The sequence below is a fragment of the Pacificispira sp. genome (assembly GCF_965228185.1).
Lineage (GTDB): Bacteria > Pseudomonadota > Alphaproteobacteria > UBA8366 > Aestuariispiraceae > Pacificispira.
The window spans coordinates 150,660-167,311 of sequence record NZ_CBDDHE010000003.1 but is presented as its reverse complement, the minus strand read 5'-3'; the positions used below and the strand labels follow the sequence as shown (position 1 = coordinate 167,311).

At 64.1% G+C, this 16,652-nt stretch carries 16 protein-coding genes; 8 read left to right on the top strand and 8 right to left on the bottom strand.

Annotation, left to right across the window (positions count from 1 at the left end; translation table 11 throughout):
* Window positions 1–2 precede the first annotated feature (2 nt).
* Both ACO06O_RS04460 and ACO06O_RS04455 read right to left on the bottom strand, forming a co-directional pair.
* A complete protein-coding gene (locus ACO06O_RS04460; protein WP_420417628.1) occupies window positions 3–1,160 on the bottom strand; it encodes a nicotinate phosphoribosyltransferase in 1,158 nt (385 codons plus the stop codon).
* A gap of 78 nt (window positions 1,161–1,238) precedes the next feature.
* Window positions 1,239–2,627 (bottom strand): class II 3-deoxy-7-phosphoheptulonate synthase, encoded by a 1,389-nt coding sequence (locus ACO06O_RS04455; RefSeq protein WP_421876705.1) that lies wholly within the window; start codon window positions 2,625–2,627, stop codon window positions 1,239–1,241.
* 197 nt (window positions 2,628–2,824) lie between these two features.
* On the opposite strand from ACO06O_RS04455, the gene ACO06O_RS04450 reads away from it, so the two are divergent.
* Together ACO06O_RS04450 and ACO06O_RS04445 are read left to right on the top strand one after the other, a co-directional pair.
* Complete coding sequence (locus ACO06O_RS04450; protein ID WP_421876703.1) at window positions 2,825–3,049, top strand: DUF3012 domain-containing protein; 225 nt, start codon at window positions 2,825–2,827, stop codon at window positions 3,047–3,049.
* 15 nt (window positions 3,050–3,064) lie between these two features.
* The gene (locus tag ACO06O_RS04445; RefSeq protein ID WP_421876701.1) at window positions 3,065–3,232 is read left to right on the top strand and encodes a DUF3012 domain-containing protein; all 168 of its coding nucleotides are present in this window, start codon (window positions 3,065–3,067) and stop codon (window positions 3,230–3,232) included.
* A 6-nt stretch (window positions 3,233–3,238) separates the two neighbouring features.
* Here ACO06O_RS04445 and gorA read toward each other — a convergent pair whose 3' ends face one another.
* On the bottom strand, window positions 3,239–4,612 hold the full coding sequence (gene gorA / locus ACO06O_RS04440; protein ID WP_421876699.1) for a glutathione-disulfide reductase: 1,374 nt from the start codon (window positions 4,610–4,612) through the stop codon (window positions 3,239–3,241).
* A gap of 153 nt (window positions 4,613–4,765) precedes the next feature.
* Between gorA and ACO06O_RS04435 the strand changes: the two genes are divergently transcribed.
* From ACO06O_RS04435 to ACO06O_RS04425, 3 genes are all read left to right on the top strand, one after another.
* Window positions 4,766–5,083, top strand: a complete 318-nt coding sequence (locus ACO06O_RS04435; RefSeq protein ID WP_420417633.1) for a hypothetical protein — start codon at window positions 4,766–4,768, stop codon at window positions 5,081–5,083.
* A gap of 10 nt (window positions 5,084–5,093) precedes the next feature.
* Window positions 5,094–5,525 carry a hypothetical protein gene (locus ACO06O_RS04430; protein WP_421876697.1) on the top strand — a complete coding sequence of 144 codons (432 nt, stop codon included), beginning with the start codon at window positions 5,094–5,096 and terminating at the stop codon, window positions 5,523–5,525.
* Between the two features lie 83 nt (window positions 5,526–5,608).
* A complete protein-coding gene (locus tag ACO06O_RS04425; protein ID WP_421876695.1) occupies window positions 5,609–6,412 on the top strand; it encodes a vWA domain-containing protein in 804 nt (267 codons plus the stop codon).
* 79 nt (window positions 6,413–6,491) lie between these two features.
* Here the strand turns inward: ACO06O_RS04425 and ACO06O_RS04420 are convergent, their stop codons facing one another.
* From ACO06O_RS04420 to folP, 3 genes are all read right to left on the bottom strand, one after another.
* A complete protein-coding gene (locus ACO06O_RS04420; protein WP_421876692.1) occupies window positions 6,492–6,797 on the bottom strand; it encodes a helix-turn-helix domain-containing protein in 306 nt (101 codons plus the stop codon).
* A gap of 294 nt (window positions 6,798–7,091) precedes the next feature.
* Window positions 7,092–7,589, bottom strand: coding sequence for a 2-amino-4-hydroxy-6-hydroxymethyldihydropteridine diphosphokinase (gene folK, locus ACO06O_RS04415; RefSeq protein WP_421876690.1), 498 nt, complete (start codon window positions 7,587–7,589; stop codon window positions 7,092–7,094).
* Entirely contained in the window at window positions 7,586–8,431 is an 846-nt protein-coding gene (gene folP / locus ACO06O_RS04410; RefSeq protein WP_421876688.1) for a dihydropteroate synthase, read from the bottom strand. The genes folK and folP overlap by 4 nt, the downstream gene beginning before the upstream one ends.
* 209 nt (window positions 8,432–8,640) lie before the next feature.
* On the opposite strand from folP, the gene folB reads away from it, so the two are divergent.
* Both folB and ACO06O_RS04400 read left to right on the top strand, forming a co-directional pair.
* Window positions 8,641–9,069: a dihydroneopterin aldolase gene (gene folB, locus ACO06O_RS04405; protein ID WP_421876686.1), complete on the top strand. Its 429-nt coding sequence runs from the start codon at window positions 8,641–8,643 to the stop codon at window positions 9,067–9,069.
* A 289-nt stretch (window positions 9,070–9,358) separates the two neighbouring features.
* On the top strand, window positions 9,359–12,256 hold the full coding sequence (locus ACO06O_RS04400; protein WP_421876684.1) for an ankyrin repeat domain-containing protein: 2,898 nt from the start codon (window positions 9,359–9,361) through the stop codon (window positions 12,254–12,256).
* 4 nt (window positions 12,257–12,260) lie between these two features.
* Here the strand turns inward: ACO06O_RS04400 and ACO06O_RS04395 are convergent, their stop codons facing one another.
* Together ACO06O_RS04395 and ACO06O_RS04390 are read right to left on the bottom strand one after the other, a co-directional pair.
* Entirely contained in the window at window positions 12,261–13,415 is a 1,155-nt protein-coding gene (locus tag ACO06O_RS04395; protein WP_421876682.1) for a pyridoxal phosphate-dependent aminotransferase, read from the bottom strand.
* A gap of 2 nt (window positions 13,416–13,417) precedes the next feature.
* Window positions 13,418–15,136, bottom strand: a complete 1,719-nt coding sequence (locus ACO06O_RS04390; protein ID WP_421876680.1) for a gamma-glutamyltransferase — start codon at window positions 15,134–15,136, stop codon at window positions 13,418–13,420.
* Between the two features lie 2 nt (window positions 15,137–15,138).
* Between ACO06O_RS04390 and ACO06O_RS04385 the strand changes: the two genes are divergently transcribed.
* Window positions 15,139–16,533 carry a M48 family metalloprotease gene (locus tag ACO06O_RS04385; protein ID WP_421876677.1) on the top strand — a complete coding sequence of 465 codons (1,395 nt, stop codon included), beginning with the start codon at window positions 15,139–15,141 and terminating at the stop codon, window positions 16,531–16,533.
* Window positions 16,534–16,652 lie beyond the last annotated feature (119 nt).

Here is a 16,652-nt window from a genome sequence, read left to right as displayed (position 1 = left end):
GGCTAATCGGACCCTTTATCCGTAGCGGGTCCCGGTTTGCGCAGCAGAAATTCGCGACCGACCTTGACCCGGCGCTGTCCGTCATACTCGACGATGTCGGCGGTCGCGTAGGTCTCGGACCAGCGGTCGGGCAGATAGCTTCCTGTCCCGATGACGTTGATCGGCGCATCGGCCAGCGCCATGACCTTGCATTTTTCAGGTCCGAAACCGGACGATGCGACGATCTTCACATTCAGGAACCCGGCGCGGTCCAGCGCTTCGCGCATATGCCATACGGCCGCGGCGGATACGCCCGGCCCGATCAAGTGGCGCAACTCGTTCTCGTTGCGGTATCCGCGAATGGAGCGCGGGGCATTACGATCCAGGACCGCATAGGATTCCGCGGGGTCCAGCCCTTCGCAGAACCGCCCGCCCAAAGTGTCCAGCCGCACCCCCAGCTCGCCGGCGCGGGCAAGTTCCGGGAACCGTTCGCAGACCGCCAGCGCATCGGTGACTTCCTGGCCGAAATAGTCGACCAGGACGATCAACAATTTGTCGGGATGCGCCTCGTGGAACATTTCCGCCGCACGGACCGTCGACCCGGCATAGCCGATCAACGCATGCGGCATAGTCCCCATGCCGGCGCTGCGCCCGAAGAAATGGGCCGTGGCGTCGGTCGCATTGCCGATGAAACCGATCGCACCAGATTTCCGCTTGGCCCGGTCCGATCCGACGGAAGCCGCATAGGCCATGATTTCCGACATCTCGGTCCCGGCGCAGTGACGGGCATCCATCGCCAGGAAAGATGCGCGCGGCAGTTCCTGACACATGGTGAAGGCATTGTAGGCGGCGACGCAGGGCGGCCCGATCTTCTGCAACAGCAGCGTTTCCAAATCGCACAATGTCCGGAACGAGCCGGTGACATACATGATCGGCTCACCGGCGCCGACCCAGCGGCCTTCCTCGTAATGCAGATCGATATCGACCGTACCGCCGCGCGCCTCGACCGTTTTGCGCAGCCATTCGATTGCCAGCCGCGGCGCGGACACGACAGGCCGGCGCATGAAGATGGCGTAGGTGACTTTGGAGTCGCCGAATTTCTCGACGATCTCGCGGGTGCGGTTGAAATACGCATCCGTCCAGCTCTGAACGAAGGCGTCTACTTCTGTACGCTCCGGCATGATGCCCCTGCCCCCACGACAAGGATTGAGACGTCGGAAACCCGCCGCGGGACGCTGACGCCCCGCGGCGGTCCGGATTTACTCGGCGGCTTCCGAGGGACGCATCCGCCCGGCAGCGCGGCCGGCCTTCAGTTCCTCGGCAATCAGGAAGGCGAGTTCCAGCGCCTGCGCCCCGTTGAGGCGCGGATCGCAATGGGTGTGATACCGCGCCGACAGGTCGGAATCGGAAATCGCCTGCGCGCCGCCCAGGCATTCCGTAACGTCCTGGCCGGTCATCTCGAAATGCACGCCGCCGGCATGGGTACCCTCTGCCTCATGCGCATCGAAGAACTGACGCACCTCGCTGAGGATCCGGTCGAACGGACGGGTCTTGTAACCGCTTTCCGACTTGATGACGTTGCCGTGCATCGGGTCGCAGGACCAGACAACCTTGCGGCCTTCCTGCTTCACCCGGCGCAGCAGCGCGGGCAGATGATCCTGCACCTTGTCGCTGCCCATCCGGGCGATCAGGGTCAGGCGGCCGGCCTCGTTTTTCGGATTCAGGATGTCGATCAGACGGATCAGCTCGTCCGGGTCCGTCGACGGGCCGCATTTCATGCCGATCGGGTTTTCGACACCGCGGCAGTATTCGATATGCGCGCCGTCCGGCTGCCGCGTGCGATCGCCGATCCAGATCATATGGGCCGAACAATCGTACCAGCCGCCGGTAATGCTGTCGCGGCGGGTCAGCGCCTGCTCGTACCACAGCAACAGGCCTTCATGGCTGGTGTAGAAATCGGTTTCGGCGATCTGCGGCACGCGCTCCGACGTCAGGCCACAGGCAGCCATGAAGCTGAGCGTCTCGTCCAGCCGGTCGGCCAGCGCCTGATAGCGCTCACCCTGGGCGCTGTCGGCAACGAAGTCCAGATTCCACTGATGCACCTGGTGCAGGTCGGCGAAACCGCCCTGCGCGAAGGCGCGCAGCAGGTTCAGCGTCGACGCGGCCTGATGATAGGCCCGCATCATGCGCGTCGGGTCCGGCACCCGGTCGGCATCGGTGAAGTCGATGCCGTTGACGATGTCGCCCCGGTAGCTGGGCAGTTCCTTGTCGCCCTGCTTCTCCGTCGCGGCGGAACGCGGTTTGGCGAACTGACCGGCCATACGACCGACCTTCACCACCGGACAGGCCGCCCCGAAGGTCAGGACCACAGCCATCTGCAGCAGGACCTTGAACGTGTCGCGAATGTTGTTCGCAGAGAATTCCGCGAAACTTTCGGCGCAATCGCCGCCCTGGAGCAGAAATGCACGGCCTTCCGCCACTTCGCCCAGCGAGGCTTTCAGCTTGCGCGCCTCTCCGGCAAAGACCAGCGGCGGGTTCGCGGCCAGTTCGGCCTCCACTGCCTGCAGTTTCGCCGCGTCGGGATAATCCGGCACCTGCAGGATCGGCTTTGTGCGCCAGCTCTCCGGGCTCCAGGTTCCGTGTGCCATTTTCTCTAACTCCAAAAGTTCGCTTACCGCCGGATTTCCGGCCCCGCGCCGCAACAAAACGCCGCGAGCGCCTGTTTTACGCGCTCACAGCAGGCATTTCCACCGGTTATTCGGGAAACAGAGGGATTCACAGTACCGTCGCACTTCCGCCGATTCGGGATAAGATCACGGATTGGGATTTGCGGAGACGCGACCGGATGAAACGCAGCCACCGAATTGCCATCGGCGCCGGAATCGCGGCGTTGTCGGCCTATGCCATCTGGGAGGCTCTGCAACCCGGACCGCCGCAGCCGGGCGATCAACGCTGGTGCCAGGCGATCCGCGACAAGCCGCTGTCCGACTGGACCGCAGATGACGCACGCGGCTTCGCGGAACAAACCTGCATGCGCTGGGATCTCAAGCCTCCCGGCGAAACGAACTGAGAAAGGGCGCCGAACATGAAAAGCAAACTGGTATTGGGCTCCGTCTTCCTCGCCGCCCTGTTACTGGCAGGTTGTGAGCCTGAAATCGGCAGCGAGGAATGGTGCGCCTCCATGAAGGAGCGCAATGCGGAGGATATCACGGCGAAGGAAGCCGCCGACTTCACCAAGCATTGCGTGTTCTGACGCCGCTTACTCCGCCGCCTGCGCCTGCGGTACCGGTTCGCGCATGGTGACGAATTCTTCCGCGCTGGTCGGGTGAATGCCGACCGTCGCATCGAAATCGGCCTTGGTCGCCCCGGCCTTCATCGCCACGCCGAAGCCTTGCGTGATCTCGCCCGCCTCCGGACCGACCATGTGCAGGCCGACGACCCGGTCGCTGGCGCGGTCGACGATCAGCTTCATCAGGCTGCGTTCGTCGCTGCCGGACATCGTGTGCTTCATCGGCCGGAATTCGGAACGGTAGATGTCGACCTCGCCATATTCCTTGCGGGCCTGATCCTCGGTCAGCCCCACCGTCCCGATAGGCGGCTGGCTGAACACGGCGGTCGGGATGTCGCGATAGCTCATCTTGCGCCCGCCCTTGCCATAGGTGTTATGGGCAAAGACCATGCCCTCACCGATCGCAACGGGGGTCAGCGCCACCCGGTCGATGACGTCGCCCAGCGCATAGATCGACGGGACCGACGTCTGGTAATCGTCATTGACGACGATCGCACCGGACTTGGTCAGCTTCACCCCGGCCTCTTCCAGACCGAGATTCCGGGTCTTCGGCGACCGGCCGGTGGCATAGAGGATCGTATCCGCCTCCATCACCGAACCGTCCTCCAGCGTGGCGGCCAGTGACCCGTCGGCCTTCTTCTCAACCGAGGCGATGTTCTTTTCGAACTGAAGGTCGATGCCCTTCTTGCGTACCTCGCCGGCGACGAAATGGCGGATATCCTCATCGAAACCGCGCAGGAACAACGAACCGCGGTAAAGCTGCGTCACCGACGCGCCCAGACCGTTGAAGATGCCCGCCAGTTCGACCGCGATATAGCCGCCGCCGACCACGATCACCCGCTTCGGCAGGTCGTCCAGATAGAAGAATTCGTTGGACGTGATGACATGTTCCTTGCCGGGGATATCCGGGACCGACGGCCAGCCGCCGACGGCAACCAGAATGCGTTCCGCGGTGATCCGGCGGCCGTTCACCTCGACCTCATGCGGGCCGGTCACGGTCGCGCGGCCATTGAACAGCTCCACACCGGCATTCTGCAGCAACGTGCCGTAGATGCCGTTCAGGCGCGCGATTTCTTTGTTCTTGGCGTCGATCAGCTTGGCCCAGTTATGGGCGCGCGGGCCGACCGTCCAGCCGAAGCCGGCGGCCTCGTCGAAATCTTCGTGATAATGCGAGGCGTAGACCATCAGCTTCTTGGGCACGCAGCCGACATTGACGCAGGTGCCGCCGAGATGGAGGTCCTCAGCAATCGCAACCTTGGCGCCCAGCGAGGACGACATGCGGCTGGCGCGGACCCCGCCGGACCCGGCACCGATGACAAACAGGTCGTACTCGTATTCGCTCATGTCGCAACGCGCTCCTATATGTTACTCAAGTCTTGGCCGTTGGATGGGAACATGGGGTAACGAGGACGCTGGCACAATAGGTGCGGTGCAACATCGCAGGTGCGCGCCGGCACCGGGGCACAGCGCAATTCGGTTGATCAAGTAAAGGAACCCATGGCACGTCGTTATAACAAAATGCGCGTCTGCACCAATTTGAGGGCCGGCGATATCCTGCCGTCCTGCGGCGCGCGAGGGTCCAAGGAACTGGCCAAGGCCCTGCGCACGGAATTGGAAAAGCGCGGCAATTTCATCGAAATGGAAACGGTCCATTGCCTCGGGCGCTGTCATATCGGCCCGACGGTCAAACTTCTGCCGGGCGGTCCGTTCCTTCAAGGAGCGCAGCCGGATCAAGCAGCCCGGATGATGGATCTGCTGGAAGCCGAAGATTATGACGCGGCGATCGCGGCCTTTCCCGATGAGCCGCCGCCCTGAGATGCGCCCGATGCTACGCACCGCCGCGACCGTCTTGCTTCTGATCCTCGCCCTGCCGGCGGACCCGGCCGCCGCGCAGAACCGGGCGCAGGAATTCTTGCGCCGGATTCCAGAGGCGGTCGAGCCGGAACCACACGGCAAAATCCGGACCAAGACCGATGGATCGCGGATCAATCTGCCCATCGACCCGGCCGAACTGGATAGAAACCTGTCCGACACGCTGTCGGAAGCCTGTTCCCGCCTGCGCTTCAATCAGCGTCGGCAGGGCAAATACTATGTGATCGTGGAGCGTCCGAACGCGCCGCCGGTCCGTTACGGCTATGCCCAGGGCAGCGGCCTTAACTTGTACGACCCGGAGCGGCTGAGCGGGCCGGAACAGCTCTATCTGTTCTGGCTGGACGGTACGTCCGAATGCCGGGTTTACGTTACGACGACGCCCTAGGCACAAAACGGGGCAATTATGGCCTGGCGCGCGTCGGCGCGATTTAATTGAACCGGTTTGCATCGCGGCATAACATCGCTGCTATGACTCCGCGCCCCGCACTCTGTCTCGCCGCCTTTCTGTCGGCAGCCATGATCCCTGCCGCACCGCCACCGGCGTTGTCACAAACATTTCTGGCGCAATCCGGGACGACTTCAGGCACCGGCCGCGAAGGCAAATGCGGCGCGACGGACCTGGTTATCGCCATCGATACGACCCATTCCATGGCCGCCGCCATCCGCGAGATGAAACGCGAGGCGATCCGCCTGATCGATCTGGTCCGCTTCGTCTCCGCAGGCGATTACCGGCTGGGGCTGGTCAGTTTCCGGGACAATGTGCGGGTCGAGGTGGATCTGGGCTCCGTCGCCGATCCGCAGGAAGCGCGCGACACCCTGACCTGGGCCATCCGGCGGTTGGAGGCCGAGGGCGGCAATGGCGGTCCGGAAGCCAGCGACGAGGCACTGCGCACCGCCGTGGTCGGATTGGCGGCCACCGATCGCGCGCAGGAAGGCGATTTCACCGGCCAATGGCAGGCACGCAGCCGCATTCTGGTCCTGATTACCGACAATTTGCCGGGTGGGTTCGACGATTCCTTCGACGAAGGCGTCGACGATGTGAATGCCCGTGAGATCACGACAGAGGCGCTGCGGCGCGACATCCGCATCTCATCGGTCTACATCCCGACGGCCGGGTTTCAACTGTCCCCGGATCCGCGTGTTATCGAGATCATGCGAGCCTATCCGCAACTGACCGGCGGGGTCTTTTCCGTGACCGAGGAATCCGGACGCGGCACGGCGGAGGCCATTGCCGACATCGTCGACCGCTGCGGCATGCGGCCGATTTCCTGATCTTCCGGCCAAGCCCCGTCAAACGAAAAGCCCCGCCGGCGAACCCGGCGGGGCTTTTTGAACGGATACTTCCGAAAGATCAGGCAGCCAGTTTCAGCGCCGGCTTTTCGGCGCCGAACAGCGCTTCGAACGCTTTCGGATCGTAATGCTTCAGGCACAGGGCAGCGAAATCTGACGCGCCCAGACCCAGTTGCTGGCCCAGGGCCTTGTAGAAAACGGACGGGACCGGACGGCGGCCGGCTTCGACATCGGCGATCCAGCCGACGGAGGGCAGGCCGGCCTGTTCGGCCAGTTCGGATTGGGTGATTTCGCGCGCCTGGCGCATCGCGGCGATCTTATGGCCGCCTTCGGCCCACGGGCCGCGGATATCGGTGTTGTTCATCATGATCGTTCGGTCCTTCATTTCGGTGGCGCGTGCCCTGTCCGGACCGCGCATGTGTCGTTCGATTACCGTGTTGGCACGGATGCTAGGCCGGTGTTCCCAAAAATTCGGTTAACGAAACCCGCCCGGGCGGCCGAAACCGCCATGCGAGGTTTGCAACGTCTGATTTGGAACTAGCGGCCGGGCCATTCCGTTCCCGGTGCTGTGCGACACATTATTGCAATGCACACATAACCGAACTGCAAAGTTTAGGACTCAGGCATGCAACTACCGCATGGCTGGAAAACTCGGCGAGCGTCAGACGATTTCCGGACGGTCGACGACGATGACCGTATCCCGGCCCTGCACCTGTTCCAGCAGGGTCCGGACCGTGTGTCCTTCCGGCGGAACGGGCAGGTCCGGCGCGATATCCGCCAATGGGGCCAAGACGAAGGCGCGCTCCGCGATGCGCGGATGCGGCAGGGTCAAGCGGTCGGTCACCATCTGCGTCTCGCCATGGAACAGAATGTCGATGTCGATGGCGCGGGGGCCGTTCACAATGGACGGGATGCGGCCGATCTTGGTCTCCAGCGCCTTCAGCCGGTCGAGCAGTTCGAGCGGCGGAAGGTCGGTTTCCGCCGCCAGCACCATGTTCAGAAAGGCCGGCTGATCGGTGACATACATCGGCGCCGTCTCATAGACCCGCGATAGGGCGTGCACATCCATGAAGGCGCGCAGTTCCAGGATCGCGGCGGACAAGGCTGCTTCCCGGTCGCCCAGATTGCCGCCCAGGGCTAGGTAAACGCTTTGGGTCATGCGGCACTCCGGGCGGCGCGTCCGGCGGCCAGCATCGCCTCGGTCATACGCACGGTCTTCACGTTTTCCGCAACGTCGTGGACCCGCACGATGGCCGCCCCGCGAATGACCGCCAGCGCGGTGGTGGCCAGGGTCGTCTCAAGACGATCATCCGCCGGCAGGTCCAGAACCCGGCCCATGAAGCTCTTGCGGCTGGCGCCCAGCAGAACCGGATAGCCGATCTCCCGAACCTTATCGATCGCCTCGATCAGCGCCATATTCTGGGACGGCGTCTTGCCGAAGCCGACACCCGGGTCTGTGTAGAGCCGCGCCGGATCGACGCCCGCATCGACCGCGCCGGCCATCATCCGGCGCATTTCCTCCAATGCAGTCTCCAGGAAGCTGGCGCCGTAATCCGGCGCGGTATAACTGCCGCCCAATCGCCGGTCGATATCCGCGTGGCCCGGCTTGCTGCGATTGTGCATCAGGATCGCAGGGCATCCGGCGTCGATCACGACCCGCGCCATGTCCGGGTCGGCCTGTAGGGCCCAGACATCGTTCACGATATCCGCCCCGGCCTCCAATGCCGCGGCGGCAACCTTGGCCTTATAGGTGTCGATGGAAATGGCGATATCCGGCAATTCGGCCCGGATCGCGCGGATCACCGGCGCGACGCGGGCGGTTTCCTCCGCCTCGTCGACGAAGGCCGCGCCGGGCCGCGTGCTTTCCCCGCCGATATCCAGAATATCGGCGCCCGCCGCGGCGAACCGTTGCGCCTGAGCCACAGCGGCGCCCAGGATGTCGCATTCTTTGCCTAGTCCGTCGCCGGAGAAGGAGTCTGGCGTCACATTCACGATACCCATTACGAGGCACCGCTGGGGGGTCGAGTGAAGGACGGTTCTGGACATTCTTAACCTTCCTGAAATCGGACCTTTTCTTGCCTTCCGGCCCGGTATCGGTAGTGTGCCGCTTCGAAATCGGGATTAGCCCGCCCGCACGGCTTTGCCAAGTCCGACTGGCAGAACGCGCAACGGCCGATCCGGACGAACAGTCCAGCGATGAGGGTTAGACAATGCGCGTGATCTCCGACTTGGCCCAGGCCGCCTATACGGTAACGGATCCGGTCCCGGAGTCACAGGACGTGACCTACCGCATCTCGGTGCGCGATCTGGATATCGCCTGGAGCATCGGCGTGTTCGACCATGAGCATCACCGGATGCAGCCGATCCGCATCAATCTGGATCTGGAAGCGACGCCGTTGCGAGACTGGGACGCGGACGATTACGACAATGTCCCCTGCTATGCCGAAATCGCCGAACGCATTCAGAAAATGGCCGCCGAAGGCCATGTGAAACTGGTCGAGACCCTGGCCAACCGCATCGCCGAAATGTGCCTGGAAGACGAGCGGGTTCTTTCCGCCAGCGTACGGGTCGAAAAGCCGGAAGCCCTGTCCAATGCCGCCTTCGTCGGCGTGGAAGTGACCCGGTCCCGACGCCGCTGACCATACGCCGAACGGACCGATTCGCGAAAAAGGCCGGAACCGCCGCGCGGTCACAGGGCGGACGGAAATCCGTCATCGCCCCGTAACTCCCGGATATCCACGGTCTCCAGCGCGCTTGGCCTCCGCGATATATCCGGACCTTGCACGCTTTCCGCCACAACATGTAGCTTTCAGCTGAGGAGATCGCGTCTTTGGAGACGGCGGATTCATATCTGTCGAGGCGCGGAAATCGGGGCAGGAAACCGGCGACGACGCTGCCGGGCATGGATGAAACGGGCGGACGAGAACCGTGGAACGGACTTTCTGGATACAAGGCCGGACCGGGCGCTACTGGCAGAACCTGGAAAGCCTGGACAGCGATCAGACCGCGATCGTTCGGCTCGGCGCGTTGATCAGCGAAGACCGTTATGACGAGTTGCGGCTGATCCAGGCCCAGGTCAACGCGATTACCGGCGAAACCGACTACACGAATATCGTGACGATCCGCGACGGCCAGGTCATCGATTCCCCGATGCTGCGCGCCCAACGCGATGCGGACGCGGCCACCGACGAAGACGATGCGGAGGGCCTTGAGGACGCGCCGGTCGATCCGATGCCGATGTCGGATGGCGACGACACCGTTCCGGAAGCCCACCCGCAGCTTAAATTCTGGCCGACGCCGAAGCCTGAAAACATGCAGGGCCGCTTGGGGCTCAGCGGTGAGAACCACTGGGCACCGGATGTCGAGGATCATGACGGCGCTGCCTTTGCAGAGGAAGGCGCACATCCCGCACGGATGACAAGACCGGCGCCGGAGGCCGAACAGCCCGCTGCCAAGAATCCGCAGCGTCGTAAGGCGACCTTTGTTCCGCATGTCACGGTCCATAGCGGACCGCTGGATGACGAGATCATGGCGGGCGGCTGGAAGATTCCGCGCAATCTGGACGGCAAGGACGCCCCGACGCCGGGCTCGGAACCGGAAGAGCGTGCGACCGAGGAGCGTCTGCCGGACCGGCGGACCCCGGATGCCGATCCTGCCGAGACCGTTCTTCGCGCCGGGCTGACCGCCGACCCGGGCACCCGCGATGCCGCTTCGGAACGTGGTGGGCGACGGTTCGGCCTGTCCCGTTTCGGCGCGTCCCGCCGTACCTCCGCCGCCCCGCGCCAGGAGACGCGCGGCAAGGGGCCCAATCGTGTCGCGCTGATGAGCGGTGTTTTCGCCGGGGCGCTGGCCACCGGCTTGGCCCTATCCGCCATCAACCCGGATTTTGCCGGGCGCTTCTTCGCCGGCGTGTCGGGTCAGGTCGGTGATTTCCTGCCGAAGACGAATTTGATCGACGCCATCGCCAATGGTGATTTGCAGACCGTCCGCGCACGTCTGGCGGAAGGGACGGACCCGAACATGCTGGACAGCGAAGGCAATCCGGCGCTGCTGCGCGCCGCCCGCGCCGGGAACCTGGCCGCGGTCAGCCTGCTGCTTCAGGCCGGGGCCGACCCGACCCTGCCGACCAAGGACGGCCGGTCGGTCCTGCACCGGATCGCCGCCGAAGGTCGCAGCCAGGCGCTGCAGCGCATGATCGACGCGGGCGCACCGGTCGACTTGGCCGGCGGTGTATACGGCTGCCTGACACCATTGGCCGTCGCCTCCGCCAATGGACGGGTCCGGGCTGCCTCGCTTCTCGCGGAACGCGGCGCGTCCTTCGATCCGCAGCGCGGCTGTTCGGTCGGACCGATGGAGATCGCGGCCGGGCATCCGCATGTCCTGGCGCGGCTGGAACAGGTCCGTGCCGAGCGCGACGCGCTGCTGCTGGCCAGCCGGAACGCCGGTGGCCGCCCCGCAACTCAGGGCACGCCCAAGCTGGTGACGGCGCAGATCGAACCGACCGCCCCGGCATCGGCCCCCGCACCAATTGCCGAAGCACCACCCGCCTTGGAGCCGCCGATTGTGGAAGCGCCGCCGGCGAATACCGGCGTGACCGCTGCCGCCCCGGTGGCTGAATATCGCATTCCGGAGACGCCGGTGCAGGAAACGCCTGCATCCGACGGTATGGCGCAGGCCGCGAAAGATCTGTCGGCCGCGGTCAATGAAACGCTGGAACGCGAGGCCCCGCTGCCGCCGCCGGAACAGCAACAGGTTGCCAGCATCGGGTCGGACAGCGTCTTCATGCCGCCGCCCAAGCCGGAGCCGCCGGCCGCGCCGGCCGACCCGCGCGTCTTCACCTCACGCCTGAAGGCGGCGATCGATGCCGGCAACGAAGGCACCGTCGTCGCGCTGCTGGGGTCCCCGCCTCCGGGCTTCTCGTTGGATGACGCGAAATACGCGGTCGAGGACGGGTTCGGATCGGGTGTTCGCACCGCGCTGGAGCAAGCGGCACTGAACGGCCATGCCGAAATCGTCCGGATGCTGGCCGATGACGGGGCGTCGATCCCGCCGAAACTGATCCACCGAGTGGTTCAGCATGCCGACCGGCCGGAACTGGCGAGCATGTTGGGCGTGCTGCTTGAGGAAGGCGCCGATCCGAACGGCCTGTCCGACGGGCTGACTCCGCTGATGCGTGCGTCGCTGCGTGGCGATCCGGAGACCGCCTATATGCTGATGGCCTTCGGCGCCAATCCGGGCGTCGTGTCGGCTGACGGTCGCCTGGCCTCAGACTTCGCACGGGAATCCGGCCGCGCCGATCTGGAAGAGCGTCTGGTCCTGGCGGCCAACGAACCGCAGTACCGCGACCTGATGATGGGGTTGAGTTGGTCCGACAATCTGGCCAGCGTCCGCGACCGGATCGAGGTCTGCAAGGATATCGGCGACGATTTCACGGCGTGCAAACTGCGGGTCGACACATGGCTGAAAGACGCCAAGGTCGTGGTCGCCCAGTTCGACCGCAAGGCATCGGACCGGTTGGTCGCGATCCAGATCGACAGCCACCCCATCGCGGCGGTATCCACCGCCATCGCAAGCTTCGAAACCGCGCGGCGCGCCATTCAGGACCGTGTTCCGGCCGGACATGCCGGCTTCGTGACCGCCGATTTCGAAAGCAACGACACGCTGTTCCGCGATCTGCGGCCGGAAGTGAACCAGGGCCGCTATTTCAGCTATTGGCCCGATCAGGACCGCCGCCGCCCGGTTTTCGTCCATCTGAAACTATCCGGGCTGGACGACAATCGCGGCTTCTACCGTGTCGTCATCGGCAATCCGTTCCGGGCGAGCTGACCGCTCAGCGCCAGCGCTTCAAGGCCTCCGCCGCGGCGGCGACCTCTTCCGTCGTCCCGGCGAAGGAAAAGCGCACCGTGCGGTGTCCGCGCTCGCCATCGAAATCCAGGCCCGGCGTGATGGCGACCCCGGTTTCCCTTAGGATCCGGGCGCAGAATTCCTGGCTGTCATTGGTGCGATCGCCGACATCGGCGTAAATGTAAAATGCCCCATCCGACGGCGCGAGATCGCCGAATCCGGCCTTGGGCAATTCCCGCAGCAGAAGATCGCGGTTCGCCGCATAGCGCCGCAGATTGGCCTGCAATTCGTCATGGCAGTCGAAGGCCGCGACGGCCGCGCGCTGGCTGAGCGTCGGCGGCGATATGAACAAGTTCTGCGCCAGGCATTCGACCGGGCGCGCCAGATCCTCCGGCACGACGAGCCAACCGAGACGCCATCCCGTCATCGAGAAGTACTTTGAGAAACTGTTCACCACCACGGCGCCGGGGTCCAGTTCGACCGCCGTCGTCGCCGCCATGCCATAGGTGATCCCGTGGTAGATTTCGTCCGAAATCACCCTGATGCTGTGCTGCGCGCAGAAATCCAGCAACTCGGAAAAGGCGGCGCGGTCCAGCATCGTGCCCGTCGGGTTGGACGGTGACGCGACAATCAACCCATGAATGGGCCCGTCCCGCATGGCCTGTTCCAGCAACGCCGGGGTCGGCTGAAACCGCTCTTTCGCGCCTGCGGGCATCATTACCGGGACGATATCCAGGGCATTCAGAATATGCCGGTAGCAGGGATACCCCGGCGCGGCCAAGGCGACCCTGTCGCCCGGATCAAAGGCCGCGAGGAAGCTCAAGATAAAGCCGCCGGACGACCCTGTTGTCACGACGATCCGGGACGCCGGGACGGTCACGCCATACTGGCTTCGATAATGGTCGGCGATGGCCTGCCGCAAGGCCGGAATGCCGAGGGCGACGGTATAGCCGATCCGGTCGGTGTCGAGCGCTCTATGAGCCGCTTCTATCACGCCTTTCGGCGCGGATGTGCCGGGCTGCCCTACCTCCAGGTGATAAACCGCATCGCCCGCCTGTTCACGATCGGCAGCCGCGCGCATCACTTCCATCACCATGAAAGCCGGGATGCTGCCCCGGCTTCCGACCTTCAAATCGGCCATACTCAGCTTCCGCCCTCGGAATAAGGCGACAGTCCGTTGCCACGCGGATCGTGTTCCACGCCGCAGACGGCCTCGCGCGTGCGGCCCGGCAGAATGCCCATGGGACAATGGACGGCATTGACCTTCCCCTGCCAGGTCAAACGGGCGACCGGATGCCCCTTCGCCTGAAGGGCCGCCGACAAGTCATCGCCGCCTTCGGTTTCGACCAGGACGGTGTCCGGTGAATCCACCGCAAGCAGCCGCGGCTTCTCGATCGCCAGATCCAGTTTTTCGTTCGCCAACAGCGTATCCGCCATGACCTGGATCATGCCGGCCGGCGCAAGCGGACCGCCACCGGATGCGATGGCGAACTTGAACCGCAGATTGTTGCTGTTGATCGCGATTGCGGGGCCCAGACCCAGCGGATTGCGGCCCCGTAATCCGGGTGCCGCCGCCAAAAGAATGCCCGTATCTCCAGCGATCCGCCCGGTGCCGAATGGATTATAGAGCGATAGATTGCACGACACGGACATGCCGGTCGAATCCACGACGACGAAGCCGGTGCCGGAAATCACCTCGACCAGTTGGCGGGCTTGGGGATCCAATTCCCGGCCGGGGGTCGCGCGGTTCGGATCATATCCGTTCATCAGGCTTCTCACCCTTTGGGCTGAAACCACGTCTTCCAGCGGGATCGAGGTCGTGAATCCGGGCGCGATCCAGTTTTTCCGGTCCGCACCGGCGCGTTTCATGACCTCCGCGAGGATATGCGCGCGTTCCTGCTCGGACGCGTCGGCATAGAAATCGTCCTCTACGAGAATCCGCCACATATTGGCCAGCATCGGTCCGGCCGCGGCGGGGGGCGGCGCAAAATGCATCTCGTCATCGCCAAAGGGCACGATGATGGGCAACCGCAGTTCCGGTGTGTAGGCATTCAGTTCCGCATAGGTCAGCGTGCCGCCGGCCTCTTGAACCCCTTCCACGATGCGGCGCGCCAGACGACCGGAATACACGACCCCCGCGCCACCGGCACGGATCTGCCCCAAAGTTCCGGCCAGGTCCGGCTGAACCAGCTTTTGCCCCTCGCCCAACAGCCGACCGGTCGGCGCGAAGACGGCCCGGACGCTGGGCTCGCGATAGAGCGGATCCGCAGCCCGCGCCAACTCGTTGGCGAAGGCGCGTGATACCTGGAAACCCAGACGTGCAAGCCGTTCCGCCGGGGACACGACACTGCGCCAGGGCAAACGGCCATAACGGGCATGCAGAGCTGCCATACCGCGCGGCAAAGTCGGTATCGCGGAAGGACGGCTTCCCTGAACGCCGCTGCCCGCCGGCGGGATGAAATCGACGACTTCGCTGAGCCCCAGCCGCGAATCATTGACCAGGCAGACGCCACCGCCGCCGATGCTGACCGCGGACGGATAGGTGACCGACAAAGCGAAGGAAATGGCCGCAGCCGCATCAGCCGCAGAACCCCCGGATGTCAGGATATCGCGGCCGATCAGCGCCGCGATCGGCTCGTCCACCGCGAGGCCACCGTAGAATCCTTGGATATAGCCGACATCGCCATACTGCACTTCGTCCGAACCGCCACCGCAGGCGGACAAGGCGAGCGCGCCGGAAAGGACAACCCCAACCTGTAGCGTCTTGAATGCAGGTTTGAACCGCGTGCCCGCGCGCACTACGTTAAAGGCCTGTCGGGCCGCCGCCGCGGCCATGTTCTTAACGGTTGGAGCATCGAACAAGGATGCGAACCCTCCTAAATACCTGGCGCGGGCAGCTGCAACGCATCCGCGCCGCCGCGCTCTTCAGTGTGATGTTGGCAGGCGCCCTCGGCGCTGCGGGCGGGAGTGTGCCCGGATCGACCGCCTATGCGCAAGGCCGCGATATTTCGTTTATCCGCGATACCGAGATCGAAAATACCATCCGTTACTATCTGCAGCCAATCTATGAGGCTGCGGGCGTCGACGCTTCGTCGGTTCAGATTCACCTGATCAACGACGACCGGTTGAACGCGTTCGTCGCCAATGGTCAGCGGATTTTCGTCAATACCGGACTGTTGGCGCGCGCCGACACGCCAGATCAGGTGATCGGGGTTCTGGCGCACGAATTGGGCCATATCACCGGCGGGCATCTGTCGCAGTTCAAGGAAAACATCGCAAACGCGCAGACCATGGCGATCGCCGGCATGTTGCTGGGCATGGGCGCGGCGCTGGCGACCGGCGAAGGCCAGGCTGCGGCCGCGGGGACGATGCTGGGTCAGCAGATCGGCGAACGGTCCTTCCTGCAATACACGCGGGCCAACGAACAGGCGGCGGACCAGGCCGCGGTGACTTACATGGACGATGCGGGGATTTCGTCGCGCGGCCTGATGCAGTTCATGAAGATTCTGCAGGAACAGGACCGGCTGTACAGTGCCGGGGCTAATCCCTATACCCGCACCCACCCATTGACCGAAGACCGTATCACCTTCCTGGAGAATCACGTTCAGACCTCCAAGGTCAGCAACAATGACCTGCCTTTCGAATTCGGCCTCGTCCATGGGCGGATGCGCGCCAAGCTGGCGGGTTACCTGAAGCCGCAGGATACGATCAACCGGTTCCCGCCGACCGACACGTCCCCTCCGGCGCGATACGCCCGGTCAATCGCCTATATGGAACTCTACAAGACCGACAAGGCGATCGAGGAAATCGACGCGCTTTTGGCCGAAAGCCCCGACGACCCGTTCTTCTGGGAGACCAAGGGCGACATCTACCGCAAGGCAGGAAGACTGCCTGAATCCGCCGAGGCCTATCGTAGGGCGGTGGAGATTCTGCCCTGGGCGTCTCTGATCCGGACCAATCTGGCGCAGGTCCTGCTGGAAGGCCGCAGCCCCGACGATTTGGCCGAAGCCCTGGACAATGCCAATGTCGCCGTCGGATACGAGCCCAACCTGATCCGGGCCTGGAATCTGAAGGGACAGGCGCATCAGCGCATGGGCGATGCCGGCATGGTCTATTTGACCCAGGCCGAAGTCGCACTGCGCACCGGGGAAAAGAAACAGGCGAAAACCCTGGCCGGCCGCGCTATGGAAATCCTGGAAGAAGGCTCTGCGTCCTGGCTTCAGGCACAGGACATATCCTATCGCGCCGACGGCAAGTAATCGTCCAGGCTATCGGAACGCCGGGCGTTCAACGGCAATGACGATGCCGTGAGGCGCCCCTTTCACCCTTGGCCGCGCCCGCCGCAGGCCCTATGAACCATTAAACCCTGGACCCGACA

Excerpts from the sequence above, each read along its gene's own strand:
- ACO06O_RS04460 (WP_420417628.1), bottom strand. The coding sequence starts at position 1,160 with ATGCCGGAGCGTACAGAAGTAGACGCCTTCGTTCAGAGCTGGACGGAT.
- ACO06O_RS04455 (WP_421876705.1), bottom strand. The coding sequence starts at position 2,627 with ATGGCACACGGAACCTGGAGCCCGGAGAGCTGGCGCACAAAGCCGATC.
- ACO06O_RS04450 (WP_421876703.1), top strand. The coding sequence starts at position 2,825 with ATGAAACGCAGCCACCGAATTGCCATCGGCGCCGGAATCGCGGCGTTG.
- ACO06O_RS04445 (WP_421876701.1), top strand. The coding sequence starts at position 3,065 with ATGAAAAGCAAACTGGTATTGGGCTCCGTCTTCCTCGCCGCCCTGTTA.
- gorA (WP_421876699.1), bottom strand. The coding sequence starts at position 4,612 with ATGAGCGAATACGAGTACGACCTGTTTGTCATCGGTGCCGGGTCCGGC.
- ACO06O_RS04435 (WP_420417633.1), top strand. The coding sequence starts at position 4,766 with ATGGCACGTCGTTATAACAAAATGCGCGTCTGCACCAATTTGAGGGCC.
- ACO06O_RS04430 (WP_421876697.1), top strand. The coding sequence starts at position 5,094 with ATGCTACGCACCGCCGCGACCGTCTTGCTTCTGATCCTCGCCCTGCCG.
- ACO06O_RS04425 (WP_421876695.1), top strand. The coding sequence starts at position 5,609 with ATGACTCCGCGCCCCGCACTCTGTCTCGCCGCCTTTCTGTCGGCAGCC.
- ACO06O_RS04420 (WP_421876692.1), bottom strand. The coding sequence starts at position 6,797 with ATGATGAACAACACCGATATCCGCGGCCCGTGGGCCGAAGGCGGCCAT.
- folK (WP_421876690.1), bottom strand. The coding sequence starts at position 7,589 with ATGACCCAAAGCGTTTACCTAGCCCTGGGCGGCAATCTGGGCGACCGG.
- folP (WP_421876688.1), bottom strand. The coding sequence starts at position 8,431 with ATGGGTATCGTGAATGTGACGCCAGACTCCTTCTCCGGCGACGGACTA.
- folB (WP_421876686.1), top strand. The coding sequence starts at position 8,641 with ATGCGCGTGATCTCCGACTTGGCCCAGGCCGCCTATACGGTAACGGAT.
- ACO06O_RS04395 (WP_421876682.1), bottom strand. The coding sequence starts at position 13,415 with ATGGCCGATTTGAAGGTCGGAAGCCGGGGCAGCATCCCGGCTTTCATG.
- ACO06O_RS04385 (WP_421876677.1), top strand. The coding sequence starts at position 15,139 with ATGCGAACCCTCCTAAATACCTGGCGCGGGCAGCTGCAACGCATCCGC.